The organism is Mycolicibacter hiberniae (assembly GCF_010729485.1).
Lineage (GTDB): Bacteria > Actinomycetota > Actinomycetes > Mycobacteriales > Mycobacteriaceae > Mycobacterium > Mycobacterium hiberniae.
In genome coordinates, this window is sequence record NZ_AP022609.1 from 3,390,431 (window position 1) to 3,409,360 (window position 18,930).

Annotated in this window: 17 protein-coding genes and 1 tRNA gene; 9 read left to right on the forward strand and 9 right to left on the reverse strand. The window is 69.9% G+C overall.

The window, feature by feature from the left end:
* The first annotated feature begins 223 nt into the window (after positions 1-223).
* Both G6N14_RS16035 and G6N14_RS16040 read left to right on the forward strand, forming a co-directional pair.
* Positions 224-297 (forward strand) — tRNA-Pro (locus G6N14_RS16035).
* A gap of 128 nt (positions 298-425) precedes the next feature.
* Entirely contained in the window at positions 426-827 is a 402-nt protein-coding gene (locus G6N14_RS16040) for a hypothetical protein (RefSeq protein WP_085134201.1), read from the forward strand.
* On the opposite strand, the gene G6N14_RS16045 is transcribed toward G6N14_RS16040, so the two are convergent.
* Positions 824-1,288 carry a GatB/YqeY domain-containing protein gene (locus G6N14_RS16045; RefSeq protein WP_085134098.1) on the reverse strand — a complete coding sequence of 155 codons (465 nt, stop codon included), beginning with the start codon at positions 1,286-1,288 and terminating at the stop codon, positions 824-826. The genes G6N14_RS16040 and G6N14_RS16045 overlap by 4 nt on opposite strands.
* Positions 1,289-1,313: 25 nt before the next feature.
* Between G6N14_RS16045 and G6N14_RS16050 the strand changes: the two genes are divergently transcribed.
* The 5 genes from G6N14_RS16050 to G6N14_RS16070 are packed head-to-tail and all read left to right on the forward strand — an operon-like array spanning position 1,314 to position 6,660.
* On the forward strand, positions 1,314-2,645 hold the full coding sequence (locus G6N14_RS16050) for a glycerophosphodiester phosphodiesterase family protein (protein WP_235674206.1): 1,332 nt from the start codon (positions 1,314-1,316) through the stop codon (positions 2,643-2,645).
* A 10-nt stretch (positions 2,646-2,655) separates the two neighbouring features.
* The gene (locus G6N14_RS16055) at positions 2,656-3,264 is read left to right on the forward strand and encodes a DUF4129 domain-containing protein (protein ID WP_085134100.1); all 609 of its coding nucleotides are present in this window, start codon (positions 2,656-2,658) and stop codon (positions 3,262-3,264) included.
* Positions 3,265-3,284: 20 nt separating this feature from the next.
* Entirely contained in the window at positions 3,285-4,370 is a 1,086-nt protein-coding gene (locus G6N14_RS16060; RefSeq protein WP_085134202.1) for a DUF4350 domain-containing protein, read from the forward strand.
* Positions 4,367-5,344: an AAA family ATPase gene (locus G6N14_RS16065; protein WP_085134101.1), complete on the forward strand. Its 978-nt coding sequence runs from the start codon at positions 4,367-4,369 to the stop codon at positions 5,342-5,344. Before G6N14_RS16060 ends, G6N14_RS16065 begins: the two co-directional genes overlap by 4 nt.
* Entirely contained in the window at positions 5,341-6,660 is a 1,320-nt protein-coding gene (locus G6N14_RS16070; protein ID WP_085134102.1) for a DUF58 domain-containing protein, read from the forward strand. Before G6N14_RS16065 ends, G6N14_RS16070 begins: the two co-directional genes overlap by 4 nt.
* Before the next feature lie 19 nt (positions 6,661-6,679).
* On the opposite strand, the gene G6N14_RS16075 is transcribed toward G6N14_RS16070, so the two are convergent.
* Positions 6,680-7,672, reverse strand: a complete 993-nt coding sequence (locus G6N14_RS16075) for a stage II sporulation protein M (protein WP_085134103.1) — start codon at positions 7,670-7,672, stop codon at positions 6,680-6,682.
* Positions 7,673-7,731: 59 nt separating this feature from the next.
* Between G6N14_RS16075 and G6N14_RS16080 the strand changes: the two genes are divergently transcribed.
* Positions 7,732-8,562 (forward strand): RDD family protein, encoded by an 831-nt coding sequence (locus tag G6N14_RS16080; RefSeq protein ID WP_085134104.1) that lies wholly within the window; start codon positions 7,732-7,734, stop codon positions 8,560-8,562.
* A 39-nt stretch (positions 8,563-8,601) separates the two neighbouring features.
* On the opposite strand, the gene G6N14_RS16085 is transcribed toward G6N14_RS16080, so the two are convergent.
* Together G6N14_RS16085 and glpK are read right to left on the reverse strand one after the other, a co-directional pair.
* Positions 8,602-9,333 (reverse strand): HNH endonuclease family protein, encoded by a 732-nt coding sequence (locus tag G6N14_RS16085; protein WP_085134105.1) that lies wholly within the window; start codon positions 9,331-9,333, stop codon positions 8,602-8,604.
* Positions 9,334-10,851, reverse strand: a complete 1,518-nt coding sequence (gene glpK, locus G6N14_RS16090; protein ID WP_085134106.1) for a glycerol kinase GlpK — start codon at positions 10,849-10,851, stop codon at positions 9,334-9,336.
* Positions 10,852-11,152: 301 nt separating this feature from the next.
* Here glpK and G6N14_RS16095 point away from each other — a divergent pair, with 301 nt between their 5' ends.
* Complete coding sequence (locus G6N14_RS16095) at positions 11,153-13,570, forward strand: DUF7159 family protein (protein ID WP_163787202.1); 2,418 nt, start codon at positions 11,153-11,155, stop codon at positions 13,568-13,570.
* 17 nt (positions 13,571-13,587) lie between these two features.
* Here the strand turns inward: G6N14_RS16095 and egtE are convergent, their stop codons facing one another.
* From egtE to egtA, 5 genes are read right to left on the reverse strand one after another with little or no spacing between them, the layout of a single operon-like run.
* Positions 13,588-14,670 carry an ergothioneine biosynthesis PLP-dependent enzyme EgtE gene (gene egtE / locus G6N14_RS16100; RefSeq protein ID WP_085134108.1) on the reverse strand — a complete coding sequence of 361 codons (1,083 nt, stop codon included), beginning with the start codon at positions 14,668-14,670 and terminating at the stop codon, positions 13,588-13,590.
* Entirely contained in the window at positions 14,667-15,632 is a 966-nt protein-coding gene (gene egtD, locus G6N14_RS16105; RefSeq protein ID WP_085134109.1) for an L-histidine N(alpha)-methyltransferase, read from the reverse strand. Before egtD ends, egtE begins: the two co-directional genes overlap by 4 nt.
* Positions 15,629-16,321, reverse strand: coding sequence for an ergothioneine biosynthesis protein EgtC (gene egtC / locus G6N14_RS16110; protein ID WP_085134110.1), 693 nt, complete (start codon positions 16,319-16,321; stop codon positions 15,629-15,631). The genes egtD and egtC overlap by 4 nt, the downstream gene beginning before the upstream one ends.
* Positions 16,321-17,601, reverse strand: coding sequence for an ergothioneine biosynthesis protein EgtB (gene egtB / locus G6N14_RS16115; RefSeq protein WP_085134111.1), 1,281 nt, complete (start codon positions 17,599-17,601; stop codon positions 16,321-16,323). The genes egtC and egtB overlap by 1 nt, the downstream gene beginning before the upstream one ends.
* Positions 17,598-18,884, reverse strand: a complete 1,287-nt coding sequence (gene egtA / locus G6N14_RS16120; RefSeq protein WP_085134112.1) for an ergothioneine biosynthesis glutamate--cysteine ligase EgtA — start codon at positions 18,882-18,884, stop codon at positions 17,598-17,600. Before egtA ends, egtB begins: the two co-directional genes overlap by 4 nt.
* Positions 18,885-18,930 lie beyond the last annotated feature (46 nt).

Sequence of the window (18,930 nt, forward strand, 5' to 3'; positions counted from 1 at the left end):
GCGAAAACCTGGTTACTCAGTCTGCCTAGGTCGGCCCGCGTTTTCAGCCCCCCACGCCGGATTGTGGGGCGTTTCATGGTGCTGCGGCGTCGGTGACCCAGGCCTCGCCCGTGGGGGGTGTGCGCGGTATCCGGCGACCGCGGTGCAGCCGCGCCCAGTCGTGGCTCTCACCAGCCGTTTGGGTGAGCAGCGGCCCGGTGCGATACGCTGTCGTGGCTTCACACGGGGTGTGGCGCAGCTTGGTAGCGTGCTTCGTTCGGGACGAAGAGGTCGTGGGTTCGAATCCCGCCACCCCGACTCAGGTTGTAGGTAGAGGGCTCTGACCGGTCAATCCGGTCGGGGCCTTTTTTCCGTTGTGGGCTGCCTTGACCCGCCAATTCGCCAAAGCGGTCCACCAACCGTATCGGCCGTAGACAATGTCGATCGTGGACTTCGCGATGCGCTACGACCGGTGGTATCGCCCGCTGGCGACCGTGCTCGGCCTGGGTCCTCGCCGGGCGAGCATCCGGGTGGTCGACGGGCTTCTGCAGGTCCGCAGCGGCTGGGCCTTCGCCATGGACATCGCGCTGAGCAACATCGTTTCCGCCCGTCCGGCGCCGGAACGCATGTGGGGCTGGGGCGTCCATCAGGCGTGCAACGGCTGGCTGGTCAACGGTTCACGTGACGGCCTGGTCGAGATCCTGTTGGGCCAGCCCGTCAAGCCGACGAAGGCGCCCACGGCCGGGCTGTTCAACAGGCCGGTTCGCCGCCTCTACGTCAGCGTCACCGATCCCGATGCGTTCATCGATGCTCTGCTGAGCCGGCAGTTGCCGAAGACCGGTTCCTAGAGCCGTTCCCGGACCGCGGCCGAGAGCCGAGAGCCGTCTGCCTTGCCCGCGGCGATCACGGTGGCGGCCTTCATCACCTGGCCCATGTGCTTGGCGTGCGGCCGCTCCCCGATCTCCTCGGCCACCTGGGCCAGAGCGGTGTCGACGACGTCGGCCAATTCGGCGTCGGTGAGCGGCGCAGGCAGGTACTCGTCGATGATCCGGGCCTCGGCGTGTTCCTGGGCGGCCAGTTCGCCCCGGCCGTTCTGGGTGTAGATCGCTGCGGACTCCGCACGCTTGCGGGCTTCTCGGGCCAGTACCTTCAAAACCTCTGCGTCCGTGAGTTCCCGGGCCTGCTTGCCGGAGACCTCTTCGGCCTGGATCGCCGACAGCAGCATTCGCAGGGTCGCCGTGCGCAGCTTGTCCTGCGACTTCATCGCCGTCGTCAGATCCGCCCGCAACTGGGATTTGAGTTCCGCCATGCCGTATAACGCTACGCTCAGCCACATGGTGAATACGCCGCCGCCCGGCTATCCCCAGCCTGGCTTTCCGCCGCCCGGCTACGGCCCGCCGCCCGGATATGGCCCCCCGCTTCCGGGCTACGCCACGCCTACGGGCTATGGCCCCCCGCCTGTGCCGCCGGGCTATGGTCCTCCGCCCGGCCCGCCGCCGGGCTGGGGTCCCCCGCCCGGCCCGCCGCCGGGCTACGGTCCCCCACCCGGCCCGCCGCCGGGCTGGGGTCCCCCACCCGGCCCGCCGCCGGGCTGGGGGCCGCCACCGGGCCCCCCACCCGGCTATGGTCCCCCGCCGAGCGCGCCGGGCTACGGTCCCTCGGGCTACGGGCCCAATCCGGGATACCCGCAGCCCGAACTCAAACCGGGCATCATTCCCCTGCGCCCGCTGAGCCTGACCGACATCTACAACGGCGCCGTCGGCTACATTCGGGCCAATCCCAAGACCGTGCTCGGTCTCACCACCGTCGTTGTGGTGGCCACCCAGATCATCAGCGGGATCGCCATGTACGGCCTGCTGACTTCGATCGGCGCCTCGGGTTCGGGTCGATCGTCTGCGGAACTCTCCGGCGCTGATGTGCTGGCGTGGCTGACCGGTTACGCCGGCGCCGGCATCGTGACCGCGCTGGGCACCATCGTGCTGACCGGAATGCTGACGGTCGTGGTCGGGCGCGCGGTATTCGGCTCGCCCACCACCATCACCGAAGCCTGGGACACCGTGCGGGGCCGCTTCGGCCCGCTGATCGGATTGACCGCCCTTGTCGGTTTGGCCGTGGTGCTGCTGTGCGGCTTTGTCGCGGTGACCATCGCGTTTGCCGCCCGCGTGGGCGGGACCGGCGCCGCGGTGCTGATCGGCCTGCCCATGGCGCTCGCTTTGATCGCGGCACTCGGTTACGGCTACGTGGTGCTGGTCTTCGCCCCGACCGTGATCGTGCTGGAGCGGCAGCCGATATTCGAGGCGATGCGGCGCTCGTTCTTCTTGGCGCGCAACAACTTCTGGCGGGTGCTGGGCATCCTGGCGCTCACCGCCCTGATCACCGCCCTGGTCAGCAGCGCGGTCGGGTTTCCGTTCAACATCGTCGGGATGGTGGCCAGCGACGGCGCGGACGCCCTGGCCGGCGGTGCGCAGTTGAGCCTGTTCACCCGGATCGGCGCGACGATCGGTCAGATCATCGTGCTGCCGTTCACCGCCGGCGTTTCGGTCCTGCTGTACGCCGACCGCCGTATCCGGGGCGAGGCGTTCGACTTGGTGCTGCGAACCGGCGTAGCCAGCGGATACGTCGGTGGATGGACCGACAACCTGTGGCTGACCCGGCCGCCTGGCTGAGGAACCCCGGGTGCCCATCGTCGACGTCGACCGGGAGACCGCCCGCGAGGCGGCCGAACGTGAACTGGCAAAACCGATGTACCCACGGCCGTCACCCAAGGATCAGCTCCTTGACTTCATCGAGACTCTGTTCCGGCGCCTGGTGGTCAAAGGAGCGGAGTTGCCCGGCGGCTGGTTCACCATCAGCCTGTTGCTGATACTCCTCGCGGCGGCCGTGGCCGCTGCCATCCACGTCAGTCGGCGGATGCTGCGCGACGGCCACCGCGACGCCGCGCTGTACGGCCCGACGCAACACAGCGCCGCCGAACATCGCGCCACCGCACAACTGCATGCCACCGCCGGTGACTGGGGCGCGGCGATCCGGCACCGACTGCGAGCGGTGGCCCGCGAACTCGAAGAGGCCGGGCTCATTCGCCCTGCCCCCGGCCGGACCGCTACCGAACTGGCCCGCGACGCCGGCGCGGCGCTACCCGGCCTGGCCGGTGAACTGATGCGGGCCGCCGAGACGTTCAACGATGTCAGCTACGGCGAACTGCCCGCCACCGCGCAGGGGTATCGGATCGTGGCGGACCTCGACGATCGGCTACAGTCCGTGACCCGGGTCCGGCAGTACGGGTGACGACCGTGCGGCGAACATGGATGTGGGCGGCATTGGCCCTGGCGGTGATCGTCGTGGTCGCGGCGGTGGGCGCCTACCTGACCGCGCAGCGGCCCGGCGGCCGGATGGATCCGAACGCCACCGGCCCGGACGGCGCGCACGCGGTGGTCGCCCTGCTGCGTCACCGCGGCGTCGAGGTGATAACCGCGGGCACCGTCGATGACGTCGTCCACCAGGCCCGTCCCCACGGGCTGGTGCTGGTGGCCCGGACGCCGCGCATCGCCGATGACGAGCTGCTGAACCGGTTGGCCAGGCTGCCGGGCGACCTGCTGCTGATGGCACCGGACACCCCGGCCCGCCGCATCCTGGCGCCCGGCATTCGGTCAGGTCCCGCTCGGGCGTTCACCCACCAGCCGGATTGCGGCCTGCGCGAGGCCCAACGGGCGGGGCCGGTCGACCTGCGGACCACGCAGACCTACATCGCCCTCCCGGGTCAGCCGGCGGACAGCTGCTACGACGGGGCGCTGGTGCGCTACCGCCAGGGCGAGCGGACCATCACCGTGATCGGCAGCGAGTCCTTCATGACCAATGCCGACCTGGCTCGGGATGGCAACGCGGCGCTGGCGATGAATCTGGCCGGTACCACCGACCGCCTGGTTTGGTTTGCGCCCCAGCATGTTCAGGGAGCCCGTTCGGGCCAGACCGAACTCGCCGATCTGATCCCGTCGAACGTCCGATGGCTGGTGTGGCAACTGTGCGTCGCCCTGGCACTGGCCGCGCTGTGGAAGGGCCGCCGCCTCGGTCCGCTGGTCGCCGAACAGCTGCCCGTCGTCGTGCGCGCATCCGAGACCGTCGAGGGCCTTGGCCGGCTCTACCGCGCGCACCGGGCTCGCGACCGAGCCGCCGCCGCCCTGCGCGCCGCGACCCTGCGCCGGCTGACACCGCTGCTGGGATTGGGGCCGGCGCCCGCACCGTCCGCGGTGGTCGCCGCAATGGCGCCGCGCGTGGGAGCCCACCCGGACTGGTTGTGGCACTTACTGTTCGGCCCTCCCCCGGACTCCGACGACGCCCTCGTCGCCCTGGCCAATGCACTCGATGACATCGAAAGGCAGGTCACCTACTCGTGACTCACACTCCTGCAGACAATCCCGCGGCTGCCGCGGCCCGTGAAGCGCTGGCCGCGTTGCGCAGCGAAGTCGCCAAGGTGGTGGTCGGCCAGGACGCCGTGGTCAGCGGCCTGGTGATCGCCCTGCTGTGTCGCGGCCATGTGCTGCTCGAAGGTGTGCCCGGTGTGGCGAAGACGCTGCTGGTCCGCACCCTGAGCGCGGCGTTGCAGCTCGACTTCAAGCGGGTCCAGTTCACTCCGGACCTGATGCCCGGGGACATCACCGGATCGCTGGTCTATGACACCCACACCGCCGAGTTCGCGTTCCGTCCCGGCCCGGTCTTCACCAATCTGCTGCTGGCCGATGAGATCAATCGCACCCCGCCCAAGACCCAGGCGGCGCTGCTGGAGGCGATGGAGGAAGGCCAGGTCAGTGTGGACGGCTCGACCAAACCGCTGCCCGACCCGTTTATCGTCGCCGCCACTGCGAACCCCATCGAGTACGAGGGCACCTACCGGCTGCCGGAGGCCCAGCTCGACCGGTTCCTGCTCAAGTTGGCGGTGCCGCTGCCGGCGCGCGAGGCCGAGATCGACATCTTGTCTCGGCATGCGCAGGGCTTCGACCCTCACGACCTGTCCGCCGTGACGCAGGTGGCCGGAGCCGGGGACCTGGCTGCCGGCCGCGCCGCGGTGCGCCAGGTGCTGGTGGCCGACCAGGTGCTGGGCTACATCGTCGACGTGGTCACCGCGACCCGGCATTCACCTGCGCTGCAGCTCGGGGTCTCGCCCCGCGGTGCGACCGCGTTGCTGGCCACCTCGCGATCATGGGCGTGGCTGTCGGGACGCAACTACGTGACTCCTGACGACGTCAAGGCGATGGCCCGCTCGACGCTTCGTCACCGGGTGATGCTGCGCCCCGAGGCCGAACTCGAAGGCGCCACCGCCGACGGCGTTCTCGACGCCATCTTGGCCTCGGTTCCGGTGCCGCGCTGGTGATTCTGACTGGCCGCGCTGCGTTGATCGCACTGCTGGGCGCAGTGCCGGTCGCGTTGGCCCCGTGGCCCACGGTGGCTTTCGTGCTGCTGCTGTGCGGTCTCACAGCGGCCGTGGCGCTCGATATCGCGTTGACGACAGATCCCGCGGCGCTGCGCATCGAGCGGTCCATGCAGGGCGCGGTCCGGCTCGGCCAGACAATGACCACCTCGTTGTGGATTGTCAACGGCGGCCGCCGATTCCACGGGCAGATCCGGGATGCGTGGCCGCCCAGCGCCTGTGCCACCCCACGCTCGCAGCCCCTTGTGCTGGCGACCGGTCAGCAATGTCAGTTGGTCACCGAGTTGCGGCCGATCCGCCGCGGTGACCAGCACGCCGCCCGAGTCACTGTGCGATCTTTGGGTCCGCTGGGCCTGGCGGGGCGGCAGCGTTCCCGACACGTACCCGGGCAGGTGCGGGTGCTCCCGCCGTTTCTGTCCCGCCGGCATCTGCCGGCACGGCTGGCCCGACTGCGGGAGGTCGACGGAAATCTGCCGGCGCTGGTGCGCGGTCAGGGCAGCGAGTTCGACTCGCTGCGCGAATACGTCGCCGGAGACGACGTCCGCTCCATCGACTGGCGCGCGACCGCGCGGCGATGTGATGTGGTGGTGCGCACCTGGCGACCCGAGCGGGACCGCCGCGTCGTGATCGTCCTCGACACCGGCCGGACATCCGCCGGCCGGATCGGAGTGGACCCGACCGCGCGCGACCCGGCGGGCTGGCCGCGGCTGGATTGGTCGATGGATGCCGCACTCCTGCTGGCCGCGTTGGCATTGCGTGCCGGTGACCACGTCGATCTGCTCGCCCACGATCAGGTGACGCGGGCCGGGGTGTTCGGGGCGTCCCGGACCCGGTTGTTCGCCCAGTTGGTGGATGCGATGGCGCCGCTGCAGCCGGCATTGGTCGAATCCGACGCCGCGGCGATGGTGGCCACCCTGGCCCGGAGGGCACGTCGCCAGAACCTGGTGGTGTTGTTGACCGATCTCAACGCCTCCGCCCTGGAGGAGGGCCTGCTGCCGGTGTTGCCGACACTGACGGTCGCACACCAGGTGATCCTTGCCGCGGTCGCCGATCCGCGCGTGGAACGGTTGGCTCACGGACGCGGCGACGCGGCCGCCGTCTACGACGCGGGCGCCGCCGAACGCGCCCGCAACGACCGCCATGCCGTGGCGTCGCGGTTGCGGCGCGGCGGTGTGCACGTCATCGATGCCCCGCCCGATGAGCTGGCACCCGCGCTGGCCGACGCCTATCTGGCACTCAAAGCCGCCGGCAGGCTTTAGCGGGGCACCGCCGTCCACCTCAGCGGGTGGGGACGATATCGGGCGCGTCGGCGATGTCGCCCGACTCGCCGGCGGCCACCGCTTTGCGCCCGAACACCACCACGTAAGCCAGGAACACCGCTTCTACCAGCGCACCGATGCCGATCCGCATCCACGTCGGCAGGGGCGACGGTGTCACCACGGCCTCGAGGAACCCGGCCACGGCGAAAACCACCACCAAGCCGGCGGCGACCGCCACCACCGCCCGGCCCTGTTCGGCAAGCACCTGGCCTCGGGGCCGATCGCCCGGGGCGATCACCGTCCAGCCCAGGCGCATCCCCACCGCCCCGGCGAGGAACACCGCGGTCAGCTCCAACAGCCCATGCGGTGCGAGCAGACCCAGCATGAAACCGCCGCGGCCCGCGTGGAACATCAGCCCCAGAGCAACCCCGACGTTGGCGGCGTTGGCGAACAGCATCACCGGGATCGGCAGGCCCAGCAGAACCGAGAAGGCGATGGCACGTGCAGCCACCCAGGCGTTGTTCACCCAGACCTGCAGGGCAAACGACGCCGCCGGGTGATCGCTGTAGTAGGCGGCGAAATCGTGGCTGACCAACCGATCGATCTCCGCGGGGGTACCGATCACCGCCTGGACATCGGGATTGCCGGCCACCCAGCAGGCTATGAGCGCCGAGACCGTGAAAAACGCCACCGCGGTTGCCAGCCACCATCGCCACGCCCGGTAGGCCACCACCGGAAACGAGACCGTGACGAAACGGGCCAATTCCGAAGCCAGGGGGGCGTGGGCACCGGTGACCGCGCCCCGCGACCGCGCCACCAGGCTGGAGAGCCGGCCGATGAGCGCCGCATCCGGCGACGATGCCCGCACCATCGACAGGTGGGTCGACACCCGTTGGTAGAGGTCGACCAGTTCGTCCACCTCGGCACCGGTGAGCCGCCGCCGACGCCTGACCAGCGTTTCCAGCCGCTCCCAGGTCGGTCGATGGGTCAGCACGAAGGCATCGACATCCACATCGCCGAGCCTAGCGGCGAGCACGCCGATGGCACCGGTTCGCGAGTAGCGTCAGAGCCATGTCGTATCGCAGCCCTGAGCTGGTGACCGGCGACGCCGTCGTCCTCGACATCGCGATTGCGCAGCTGCCGGTACGCGCGGTCAGCGCGCTGATCGACATCGGTGTCGTCCTGGTGGGGTACATCTGCGCGATCGTCCTGTGGGCCAGCACCCTTGGCCGGTTCGACGACGCGCTGACCACTGCCATCATGATCATCTTCGCCGTCTTGCTCCTGGTCGGTTACCCGGTCACGATGGAGGCGGTCACCCGGGGGCGCTCGCTGGGCAAGATGGCGATGGGACTGCGGGTGGTTTCCGATGACGGCAGCCCGGAACGCTTTCGGCAGGCACTCGTACGAGCGCTGGCTGCGGTCATCGAAATCTGGGCCCTCACCGGCAGTCCCGCGGTGATCTGCAGCCTGCTGTCGCCACGCGGAAAGCGCCTGGGCGACATCTTCGCCGGTACGGTGGTCGTCAGCGAACGCGCTCCGGCTTCGGCGCCGCCGCCGGTCATGCCGCCCGGGCTGGCCTGGTGGGCCTCGACCCTGCAGTTGTCCGGACTTCGTGCCGAATCCGCGGAGCTGGCAAGGCAGTTCCTGGGTCGCGCCGCACAGCTGGACCCGCACACCCGGCAGATGATGGCCTACCGGATCTCCGGGGAGGTGCTCGCGCACATCTCTCCGCCGCCGCCACCGGACGCCCCGCCGGAGCTGGTGCTGGCCGCGGTGTTGGCCGAGCGGCACCGACGCGAGATGACGCGGCTGCAGGCCGTGCCGTCCGGCCCGTATGTTCCGGGCCCGCCGGCGCCCTGGCCGCCACCGAACGTCGGCGGATTCTTCCCCCCGAACTGACGGCGATTGCCGCGATCCGTCAGTGCGACCGGTCGATGGTCAACAGCGATGCAGGACCTGTTCCATCGCGGTCTTTTCGTTGGAGGAAACCCACAGTCGGTAAACCGTTTTGACCGCGACCTGGCGCGCCACGAATTCGCATCGGAACGCGGTGTTCGTCGGCAGCCAGCCGGCCGCGTCGCGGAACGCCTTATCGAAGTTCGACTGTGCGCTGACGGCGAGCAGGTTTTGCGGGTCGTTGGCGAAATCGCGGCGGCGCCGGTCGTCCCAGGACCGCGCCCCTTTGTACCAAGCGTCGGCCAACGACACCAGATGGTCGACCTGCACGGTCTGGGATGTCTCGGGACCACGGACGAATGCGATGGTCTCCCCGGAGTACGGGTCATGCAGGATGCCGCTCTGCACCAGGCAGGTGCCCCGCCGCAGTTCGATCCGAGCCAGATCGCGGCGCAAGATATCGTCGCGGGTGTTACAGCCGTTGTGGCCGAACTCGACGTCGACATCGTCGCTCCACCGCTCACCGAACCGGTAGCGCTTGAAGTCTTGCTGCCGATCCCATGCCTTGACCGGGAGCGTTTGAAGCATCCGACGAGCGTCGTCGTAGCCCGGGTCGGGTGTCACGTTCGGCGCAGGCGAAACCCCCGGGGACCCGGGGCCCGGTGGCTGCCAGCCCCCTGCCATCCCCTCGCGCTGGCACCACGCCCAGCCAACCGCCACCACCACGACCAGCGCAACCAGTGCGGCGGGCACCCACCGCTTGCGTGCGGCCATTCAGGGAAGCTCGACCCAATCCAGCGTGCGCTGCACAGCCTTTCGCCATCCGGCATAACCCTCGGCGCGCTGCTCGTCCGACCAGTTCGGCGTCCAGCGCTTGCCTTCGCGCCAATTGGCACGAAGGTCCTCAGGCCCCTTCCAGAACCCGACGCCGAGTCCGGCGGCGTAGGCCGCACCCAGTGCGGTGGTTTCTGGCACCACCGGCTTGACCACGTCGACGCCAAGAACATCAGCCTGAATCTGCATACACAGGTCATTGGCGGTGATACCGCCGTCGACCTTCAAAACGCCAAGGTGCACACCGGAATCGGCTTCCATCGCCTCAGCCACGTCCCGGCTCTGGTAGCAGATGGCCTCCAGCGTGGCGCGGGCAAGGTGCGCGTTGGTGTTGAACCGGGACAGCCCGACGATCGCGCCGCGCGCATCGGACCGCCAGTACGGCGCGAACAGCCCGGAGAACGCCGGCACGAAGTACATTCCTCCGTTATCGGCCACCTGGCGCGCCAGTGTCTCGACCTGCGTGGCGCCGCTGATGATGCCCAACTGGTCGCGCAGCCATTGCACCGCGGAGCCGGTGACAGCGATCGACCCCTCTAGCGCGTAAACGGGCTTGGCGTCGCCGAACTGGTAGCAGACCGTGGTCAGCAAGCCGTTGTCGGAGCGGACGATCTGCTCACCGGTGTTGAGCAGCAAGAAGTTTCCGGTCCCGTAGGTGTTCTTCGCCTCGCCCGCCGACAGGCACACCTGACCGACCATGGCGCTCTGCTGGTCGCCGAGAATCCCGGCGATCGGTACTTCGCCACGTATCGGTCCGGTGCTGGAGGTGACAGGATGCCGGCGTCGCGTCGATGACGCCGTGACGCGCGGCAGCATCGACCGCGGGATGGAGAACAACGCCAGCAGCTCGTCGTCCCAGTCCAGCGTTTCGAGGTTCATCAGCATGGTGCGGCTGGCGTTGGTGACGTCGGTCTGGTGCACGCCTCCGCGCGGCCCCCCCGTCAGGTTCCACAGCACCCAGCTGTCGCAGGTGCCGAACAGCGCGTCTCCGCGTTCGGCATCGGCGCGCACCCCCTCGACGTTGTCCAGAATCCACTGCAGCTTGCCCGCGGAGAAATAGGTAGCCGGCGGCAGGCCCGCCTTGCGCCGGATCAACTCGCCGTGGCCGTCGCGCTCGAGTGCCGCCGCGATGCCGTCGGTGCGAGTGTCCTGCCAGACGATCGCATTGTGGTAAGGCTGGCCGGTCTTTTTGTTCCAGACCACCGTCGTTTCGCGCTGGTTGGCGATGCCCAGGGCCGCCAGATCCGACGGGTGGAGCTTGGTGGTGTTGAGTGCCGAGACGAGCACCGCCGCGGTGTGGTTCCACAGTTCGAACGGATCGTGCTCCACCCAGCCCGCACGCGGCAGAATCTGCTCATGCTCAAGCTGGTGACGGCCCACCTCGGCACCGTCGTGGTCGAAGATGATGCAGCGGGTGCTGGTGGTGCCCTGGTCGATCGACGCGACGAAATCGGCCAAGTCTGACTCCTGTCCCTGTCCCTACCGGTGCTGGTCGGTGCCGCGTCCATCATGGCCCAGGTTGTCCGCTCGAGTGGCGGTACGAGCCAGGATCGCGGCGGCCGTGCCCACCAGCGCACAAAATTAGGCTTTCTTCACGAAGCCATCAGTCGCTATTCATTCACCTAGACGCATATTTCGAGATATCGCGAGTAGATGTCATGTTGGTGAACAAACGGTGTCGCAACGCCGCCGATGAGTTCGCTGAACAGCCCGCCCGCGAACCCCCCGCGTGCAGGTCAGAACTGAATCCGGAGGATCAATGGACGTCGTCCTTGGTGTGGCACTTGCGTCGAGCGAACCCACCACCATCCACACCGTCCTGGTCTGCGGCGAGCGCGGGGACGGCGTCACGCTGCAGGAGCTCAGCATCGACGTTCCCTCCGAGAACTCCGCACGGTTCGCCGCCGTCGACGCCTTGATCGCGGCGATCCTGCGGGCCCGCGACACCGCCGAGACGGCCGGCCATCACCTGGTATCGACCGGGGTTACCGCGACTGACGCACTGGACGCAGCCGCCCTGAGTTCGCGGCTCTCCAGCGGTGCCCTCGCCGGCATGGAGAACGTTGCGTTGATCTCCCCGGTGCTTGCGGCGGCGAGCCTGACCCACAACCTGGGCCAGACGGTCGGCTGCGACCGGATGGGCCTGTTGTCCGTGGAACCGGAAGCGGCCACCCTCGCCATGATCGACTGCACCGACGGCACCGTCACCCGGATCTTCCGCCGGCATCTCGATGACGGGGACGCCACCGCCGCGGTCGACACCGCTGCCGACCGCCTGAACGCGGCGCCGACGTGCCCGGACGGCCTGTTCCTGATCTGCTCCGAGGGCGATTCGACCGCATTGCGGCCGCGGCTGGAGGCGACCGTGCCCCACGAGGTGTGCGAGCCCGAGCAGCCCCACGCGGCCCTGGCTCGGGGCGCGGCGCTGGCCTCGGCACGCCTGATCGGTGCCGGCACGCCTACCTCAGCCGCGGCCCTGGCCTACACCCGAGAGCCCGCATCCGATGCTCTGGGCCTGAGCTACTACGACTTTCCCGGTTTCGCCGCCGACGACATGGCTTACAGCGCTGTGCCCGACGAGGAGGCCGAAGCCGTCACCGAAATCCTGCCGCCCGCAGAGCAGCCGCCCCGTCGCCCGCTGCTGGTGGCCGGTGCGGCGCTGGCGTCGGCCACCTTTGCGGCGGCATCGGCGCTGATGGTGGCGATGACGCTGGACATCACCCCGAACCTGGTTGCGTTGCGGCCGGAACTGGGCCGGGCGTTGACGATTCCGCACCGGGCACCGCACCTTCAGGTGCCGGCCAGCGAACCCTTCGGGGGAGCACCTCCGGTGATGGGCCCGGCGCCGGCGAACCCGATTCCGCTTCCGCCGGTGGATCTCCCGGCGCCGCTGGACGTGCCGGCGCCGCCGGACCTGCCGGTGGCGGTCCCCGCGAGCGTCCCATTGCCGGGGCTGCCCGCACCGATCGCGGTTGCTGCCGAGGCAGTGATCGGGCCGGAGTCCGTGCCGGCCCCCGTGTTCGGCCCGCCGGTGGGGCTTCCGACGCCGGCGGTGCAAGCTCCCTTGCCGTTCCTGCTGGCGCCGCTCCCACGACCGGCCCCGCACCGGCCTGTCCTTGCGGGCCTGTCCGGATTGTCATTCCTGTGGGGGTCGCCCGGGAAGAAGCCCGCGGCGCCAATCCCGCCGGTGGTGAAGCCCGATCCTCCGGAGGTCAATCCGCAACCCCCGATCGAGCTGCCCGATCCTCCGGTGGTCAAACCCAACCCGCCAGTCGTCATGCCCATTCCGCCGGTCATCAAACCCAACCCGCCGATCGAACTGCCCGACCCACCCGTGGTCAAACCCAACCCCCCAGTCGTCAAACCCATTCCGCCGATCATCAAACCCAACCCGCCGATCGAACTGCCCGACCCACCCGTCGTCAAACCCAACCCCCCGGTGATCAAGCCCGACCTGCCCGTCATCAAACCCAACCCCCCGATCCGATTGCCCGACCCGCCGGCCAACGTGCCGAACGCCCCGATCACGTTGCCGGAGTTGCCGGTCAAGCTGCCCGACCCACCTGCCGCGGTTCCCGACGTGCCGGTCAAGCTGCCTGAGGCGCCGTTCCAGCTGCCCAGCCCGCCGGTGGCCAACCCGAGCCCGCCGCTGCAGCTGCCGAACCTGCCTATTGCGCCCCCGAACTCGGCTCCGCCCGTCGGCCTACCTTCCCTTCCGGCACCCAGCGCGCCGACCTTCCCTGGGCTGCCTGCAATCCCGGCGCCCAGCGCGCCGACCTTCCCTGGGCTGCCTGCGATCCCGGCGCCGAGCGCGCCGGCGATTCCAGCGGCACCCAGCATTCCGGCGTTCAAGCCGCCGGCGCTGCCCAGCCTCCCGGTGCCCAACTCCCCGGCGCTTCCGGCCCTGCCGTCACTTCCGGCACCACAGGCGCCGTCGCTGCCCTCGCTTCCCGCGCCGGGCGCGCCCTCCCTGCCTAAGCTGGGCGGCGGCAACCCGGGCGGTATCTTCGGCGGCGGCAAGCCCGGCGGCATCTTCGGCGGCGGCAAGCCCGGCGGCATCTTCGGCGGCGGCAAGCCCGGCGGCATCTTCGGCGGCGGCAAGCCGGGCGGCGGGCTGTTCGGCGGCGGAGGCGGTGGCCTGTTCGGCGGTCGCGGCGGCGGCCTGTTCGGCCACTAGCACCGTAGGTACGGCGCTCAGCCCGCGCCCGCACCGCCGGCCAACGCCGCCGCGAACACCTCCAGATCCCCCTGGGTGGCGTCTACGTGCGGTGAGATCCGCAGCACGGGAGCGGTGAGTTCGCCTGGTGCGCGTTCGACCCCGGCCGCCGTGGTGACGATCCCGTGCTCGGCGATCAGCCGGGCACGCACCGCCACCGGGTCGGCCCCGCCGAGCGGGGCCAGGGTGGTGATGGCGCTCGGTTCGTCGGCAGGTTCGACCACCCGCCAGCCGGGCAGCTGAGCCAGCACCCGGCGACTGCGGGCGCCCGCTGCGGCCAGCGCGGTGCGCACCGCTGCCGGGCCGGCTGTCAGGTATTCCCCCAGCGCCACGCAGAACCCCACCTGTGCGGCCACATTCGCATCACCGACCGCCGGTCCGGGCGCCACCAGTTCGGCCAGATCGGACCGAACCGCCAGAGCTCCGACACCACGCGGACCGGCAAGCCACTTGCGTGACGACGAATAGACGGCGTCCGCACCGACCGCGCAGTCGATCTGGCCCAGCGCCTGCGCGGCATCCACCACCAGGGGAATGCCGAGCCCGCGGCACATCGCGACCATCTCCGCCAGCGGTTGAACCAGCCCACGGTGACTGCCGATCGGGGTCAGGTGGACCAGATCGGGCGGGTCGGCGCCCAGTGTTGCTGCCGCCTCGTCGAGCTGCAGCCGGCCGTCCCGGTCCACCGGCAGCATCCACCGGGTGAAACCCTGGGCGGCCATCACCGCCAAATTGGGCCCGTACTCGCCGGGCAGGCAGGCCAGCGTGCGATGAGTACCCGGCCAGCGGGACAGCAGTAGCTCCAGCGCGTTTCGCGAGCCGGTGGTGAACACCACCGCACCGTCGGGGATGCCGGTCAATGCCGCGAAAGCTGCCCGGCCGGCATCGAGCACCGGTGCGGCCGCCTCGGCAGCTACGTAGCCACCGACCTCGGCTTCGTGACGGGCGTGGCGGGCGGCGGCGTCCAGCGCTGCGTAGCTCTGCCTCGAGCAGGCCGCGCTGTCCAGGTGCAGTCCCGCGGCCGGTGGGCGCGCCGCGCGCCAGGTTGCGGCCAGACTCATTTGATGGACAGTGACAAGCCGAAATCACCGGCGGTGTCGGTCCACCATCGCCGGCGCCGCAGTCCCGCGGCGGCCAGCTCCGCGGCCACCTGGTCCGGGTGAAACTTGCACGACACCTCGGTCAGCATCTCCTCGGCCGCGGCGAAGTCGACAGCCAGGTCCAAGTCGCCGATGGCCACGTGCTGCGCGCGGCGGGCACGCAGCCACATCTCGATCCGCTGTTCGCTGTGGTTCCACCGCGCCACATGGGCGAAGGCGTCCAGATCGAAGTCAGCATGCAGTTCGCGGTTCACCACCGCGAGTACGTTGCGGTTGAACGCCGCGGTGACGCCGGCTGCATCGTCATAGGCGCGCACCAGCCTGTCGGTGTCCTTGACCAGGTCCGTGCCCAGCAGCAGGGCATCGCCGTCGCGCATGACGGCCGCCAGATCCGCCAGGAAGTCAGCACGCGGTCCGGGTGTCAGATTGCCGATGGTCGAACCCAGGAACACGAACAGCCTTACGCCGCCGTCGGGGATCTGCGCCAGATGATGTTCGAAGTCGCCGCAGACGCCGTGCACCTGCACCCCGGGATAGTCCCGGGCGATCGCCTCCCCGGCCTTCTCCAGCACGCCGGCGTCCACATCGAACGGGACGAACCGTTGCAGCGTCCGGTTGTCGCGCAACGCATCCAGCAGCATGCGGGTTTTTTCCGAGGTTCCGCTGCCCAGCTCCACCAGGGTGTCCGCGCCGGACAGGGCCGCGACCTCCGCAGAACGAGTCCGCAGGATCTGCGCCTCGGCGCGGGTGGGATAGTACTCGGGCAGTCGGGTGATCCTGTCGAACAGCTCGCTGCCCACGTCGTCGTAGAACCACTTGGGCGGCAGCGACTTCGGGACTTGCGCCAGGCCGTGCCGGACGTCTTGCCGCAGCGCGCTGCGCGCCGCGTCGGCAGCCAGATGGTTGGCGATCGAGACGGTCACGGGGCCGTGTCCAACGCGGTGAGGCGGACCTCGCCGCCGGAAGTCTCGATCAGATGCCGGTCGGGTATGTCCACCCAGCGGGGGTCGTCGTCGTAGGGCTCACTGGCCAGCACCACGCCGTCCGCACTGTGCAACATCGACAAGGTGTCCCCCCAGGTCGTGGCCAACATTCGAGTGCCGTTGGCGACCAGGATGTTCAGTCGGGCCGCCGGGTCGGACGCGCCCACCTCGGCGACCACGGCACCCAACGACTCCACCCCGCTTTCGAATATCGCCGCGGCCAACAGTGCACTGTCACACACCGATTCCGCCGCCGTGACGCCTGGTAACGCCGTGCGGTCGACCACGCCGTTGTGCGACAGCAGCCACGTGCCGTCGGTGAAGGGTGCGGCGGCACTGGCTTCGATGGGCATGCCGACGGTGGCCGAACGCACCGCGGCCACGACGCAATGGCTGGCCAGCGCCGGGGCCACTGAGGCGAACGAGGCGTCACCCCACAGCGGAGCCGCGCTGCGCCACCGCCGCGGCGTCGTGCCGTCGAAAAAGCCCGCGCCCCAACCGTCGGCGTTGAGTAAGCCGTGCTTCTGCCGCCGCGGCGCATAGGACTGCACCAGCAGCCCGTATGGCGGTTGCAGGACCAGCTCGGCCAGTGTTCGCGGCCGTCCCAGCCAGCCCAGGTGCCGGCACATCAGGCGTCCCAGGCCAGTCGCACACCGGCGAAGATCTGCCGCCGATAGGGGTGGTCCCAGTTGCGAAAGCTCGGCCGCAGGATCTCGCCCGCAACCGCCCACGATCCGCCACGCAGAACCCGGTAGTCGCCGCCGAAGAACGGTTCGGAATATCGCTGGTAGATCATAGGGCGAAAGCCGGGCCACGGTTGCAGGGGCGAACTGGTCCACTCCCAGACATCGCCGAGCAGTTGTTGGGCTCCGTACGCCGAGGCCCCGTCGGGATATGCCCCCACCGGCGCCGGACGCAGCGCCGTGCCGCCGAGGTTGGCCAGTGCGGCCGACGGTTCGGCGCTGCCCCAGGGATAGCGCCGGCGCGTCGCTGTCGCCGGATCCCAGGCACAGGCCTTCTCCCATTCGATCTCGGTGGGCAGCCGAGCGCCCGCCCATGCGGCATACGCCTGCGCCTCGAAGTAACTGACATGCTGGACCGGCTCGTCGTCTGGCAGCTCCTCGGTGTGACCAAACCGTACCCGAGACCGCAGGTCGGGACACCAGAACTGCGGGGCCGTCAGCCCGGCCTCTACGCAGTGGCGCCAACCGCGTTCGCTCCACCACTGCCGTTGCCGATAGCCGCCGTCGGCGATGAATGCCCGCCATTCCCGGTTGGTCACCGGCACCCGGCCGATCCGGAACGCCGCCACATCGACACGGTGCGCGGGGCGCTCGTTGTCCAGCGACGAGGGCTCGTCGGCGGCGTCGACGCCGAGCACGAACTCGCCGCCGGGCACCAGCACCGAGGTGCCCTCCAGATCGGGCCGGCCGGTGGGTACTGCGCCGCCCGGGCTCAGGACGGGCACGCCGGCACGCAGGTTCAGCGCCTGCAGCATGGTCTCGTCGTGCTGGTGCTCGTGGCTGAGCACCATCGCGAAGACGAACCCGTCCCCGTTCTCAACGGATAGCGCACCGATCTTGTCGAGAACTTTGGAACGCACTGTGGCGCAGTACTTCCGGGCCCGCTGTGGCGCCAGCAGCGGTAGGTCGACCCGACTGACACGCGGGTGGGTGAAGGCGTCGTAGAGGCCCTCGACATCCGCGGGCAGCATGCCAGGCCGTGCGGGGTCTCCACCGCGCAGCAGCCACAGCTCCTCCTGCTGGCCGATGTGGGCCAGGTCCCACACCAGCGGGCTCATCAGCGGGTCGTACTGGCGCAGCAACTCGGTGTCATCGAGGGCCACGAGCGCCAGCGTGCGCTCACGCGCCCGCGTCAGGTCGCGGACCAAGGTCTCCCGTGCGGTCATGACTGTCCGCGGGCCAACCGGGTCACCAGAGCCGGGACGCCGGCCTCGGCCGCGTGCTGGGTGACGTCGTCGGCCGGGCAGCGGCCGCGCTCGACCATGGCGGCCAGCCGTTGCATACCCTCGCGCAGCGACTCCGGCGCCCGCTCGGCCGCCAGGCGAACGCAGTGCCCGGCGGCCGCATGCAGCCGCGGGTCGCCCAGGCCGACTCGCGCGGCGACATCCCAGGCAGTTGCGACGGGTTCGACGGCTTCGGCGGCACTGTTGGCGGCGGCGGGGTCGTCGAGCAGGGTGGCCAGCATAAAGACCAGCGCCGGCCAGAGCGTGTCGCCGACGCTGTCGAGGTAACGGATCTCCAGCCAGCCCCGCGGGCGCACCGGCGGGAACAGGGTGGTCAGGTGGTAGTCGAGGTCTTCGATGCCGGCGCGGCGCCCGCCGAGGCGAATCCGCCCGTCGGCCCAGTCGGCGAACGGCACGTACCTGCTGACCGGAATCGCTTCGGGTGTGTGCACCAGCATGACCGGCGCCTTGAGCGCGTAGCGCGCCCAGTCGGTGGCGGGGTCGGTGCCGTCAAGGCCCAGGACCGGACCGCAGCGGGCCGAATCCAGCCGGCTCCACACCCGCTGCCGAGTGGAGCACCAACCGGAGAAGACACCGCTGAGCAGCGGCGAGTTCGCGGCGATCGCGACCATCGTCGGTCCCAGCGCGTGGGCCAGCCGGACCCGGTCAGCCCAACCCGCCCGGGCGCCGGCGTCCAGATTGACTTGGACGGACGCCGTCGCCGTCATCATCGCCGCTCCAGCCGAACCGGTGTGACTGGCGGCGAAGAACTGTTCCATGGCGGCGTAACGCTCGCCCGGGTTGACCCGCCCGGTTGGCCGCAGCGGGTCGGCGCCCAGTTGCACCAGACCGAGCCCGGCGTCGGCGAACGTGGACCGCAGCACCGCCTGATCGGCGGTCATCGCCTCGATCGCGGCGAGGGCACCGTCCAACGGCGGGCCGGAGAGTTCCACCGCGCCGCCCGGTTCGACGGTGACGGCACTTCCTCCGGGTAATTCCGGAACGTGACGCAAGACGTCACCGATCTCGGCCCAACCGGGGCGCCGGTGCGGATCGGCCGGGTCGAAGCAGTGTGCCTCGATTTCCAGGCCTACCCGGCCATGCGGGGCGTCGGTGAGGCAACGTTGGATGATGTAGTCGGCCGCGTCGGAAGCACCCGACAGTTCCGGCCCGCCCAGGCACGGTTCATCGCCGCGGGACAATTGCGTCGCCGCGGCGAAACCCATCTCAACCCCTCCCCCGTCGATCCTCCGACGCTACCGGAGTGCACCG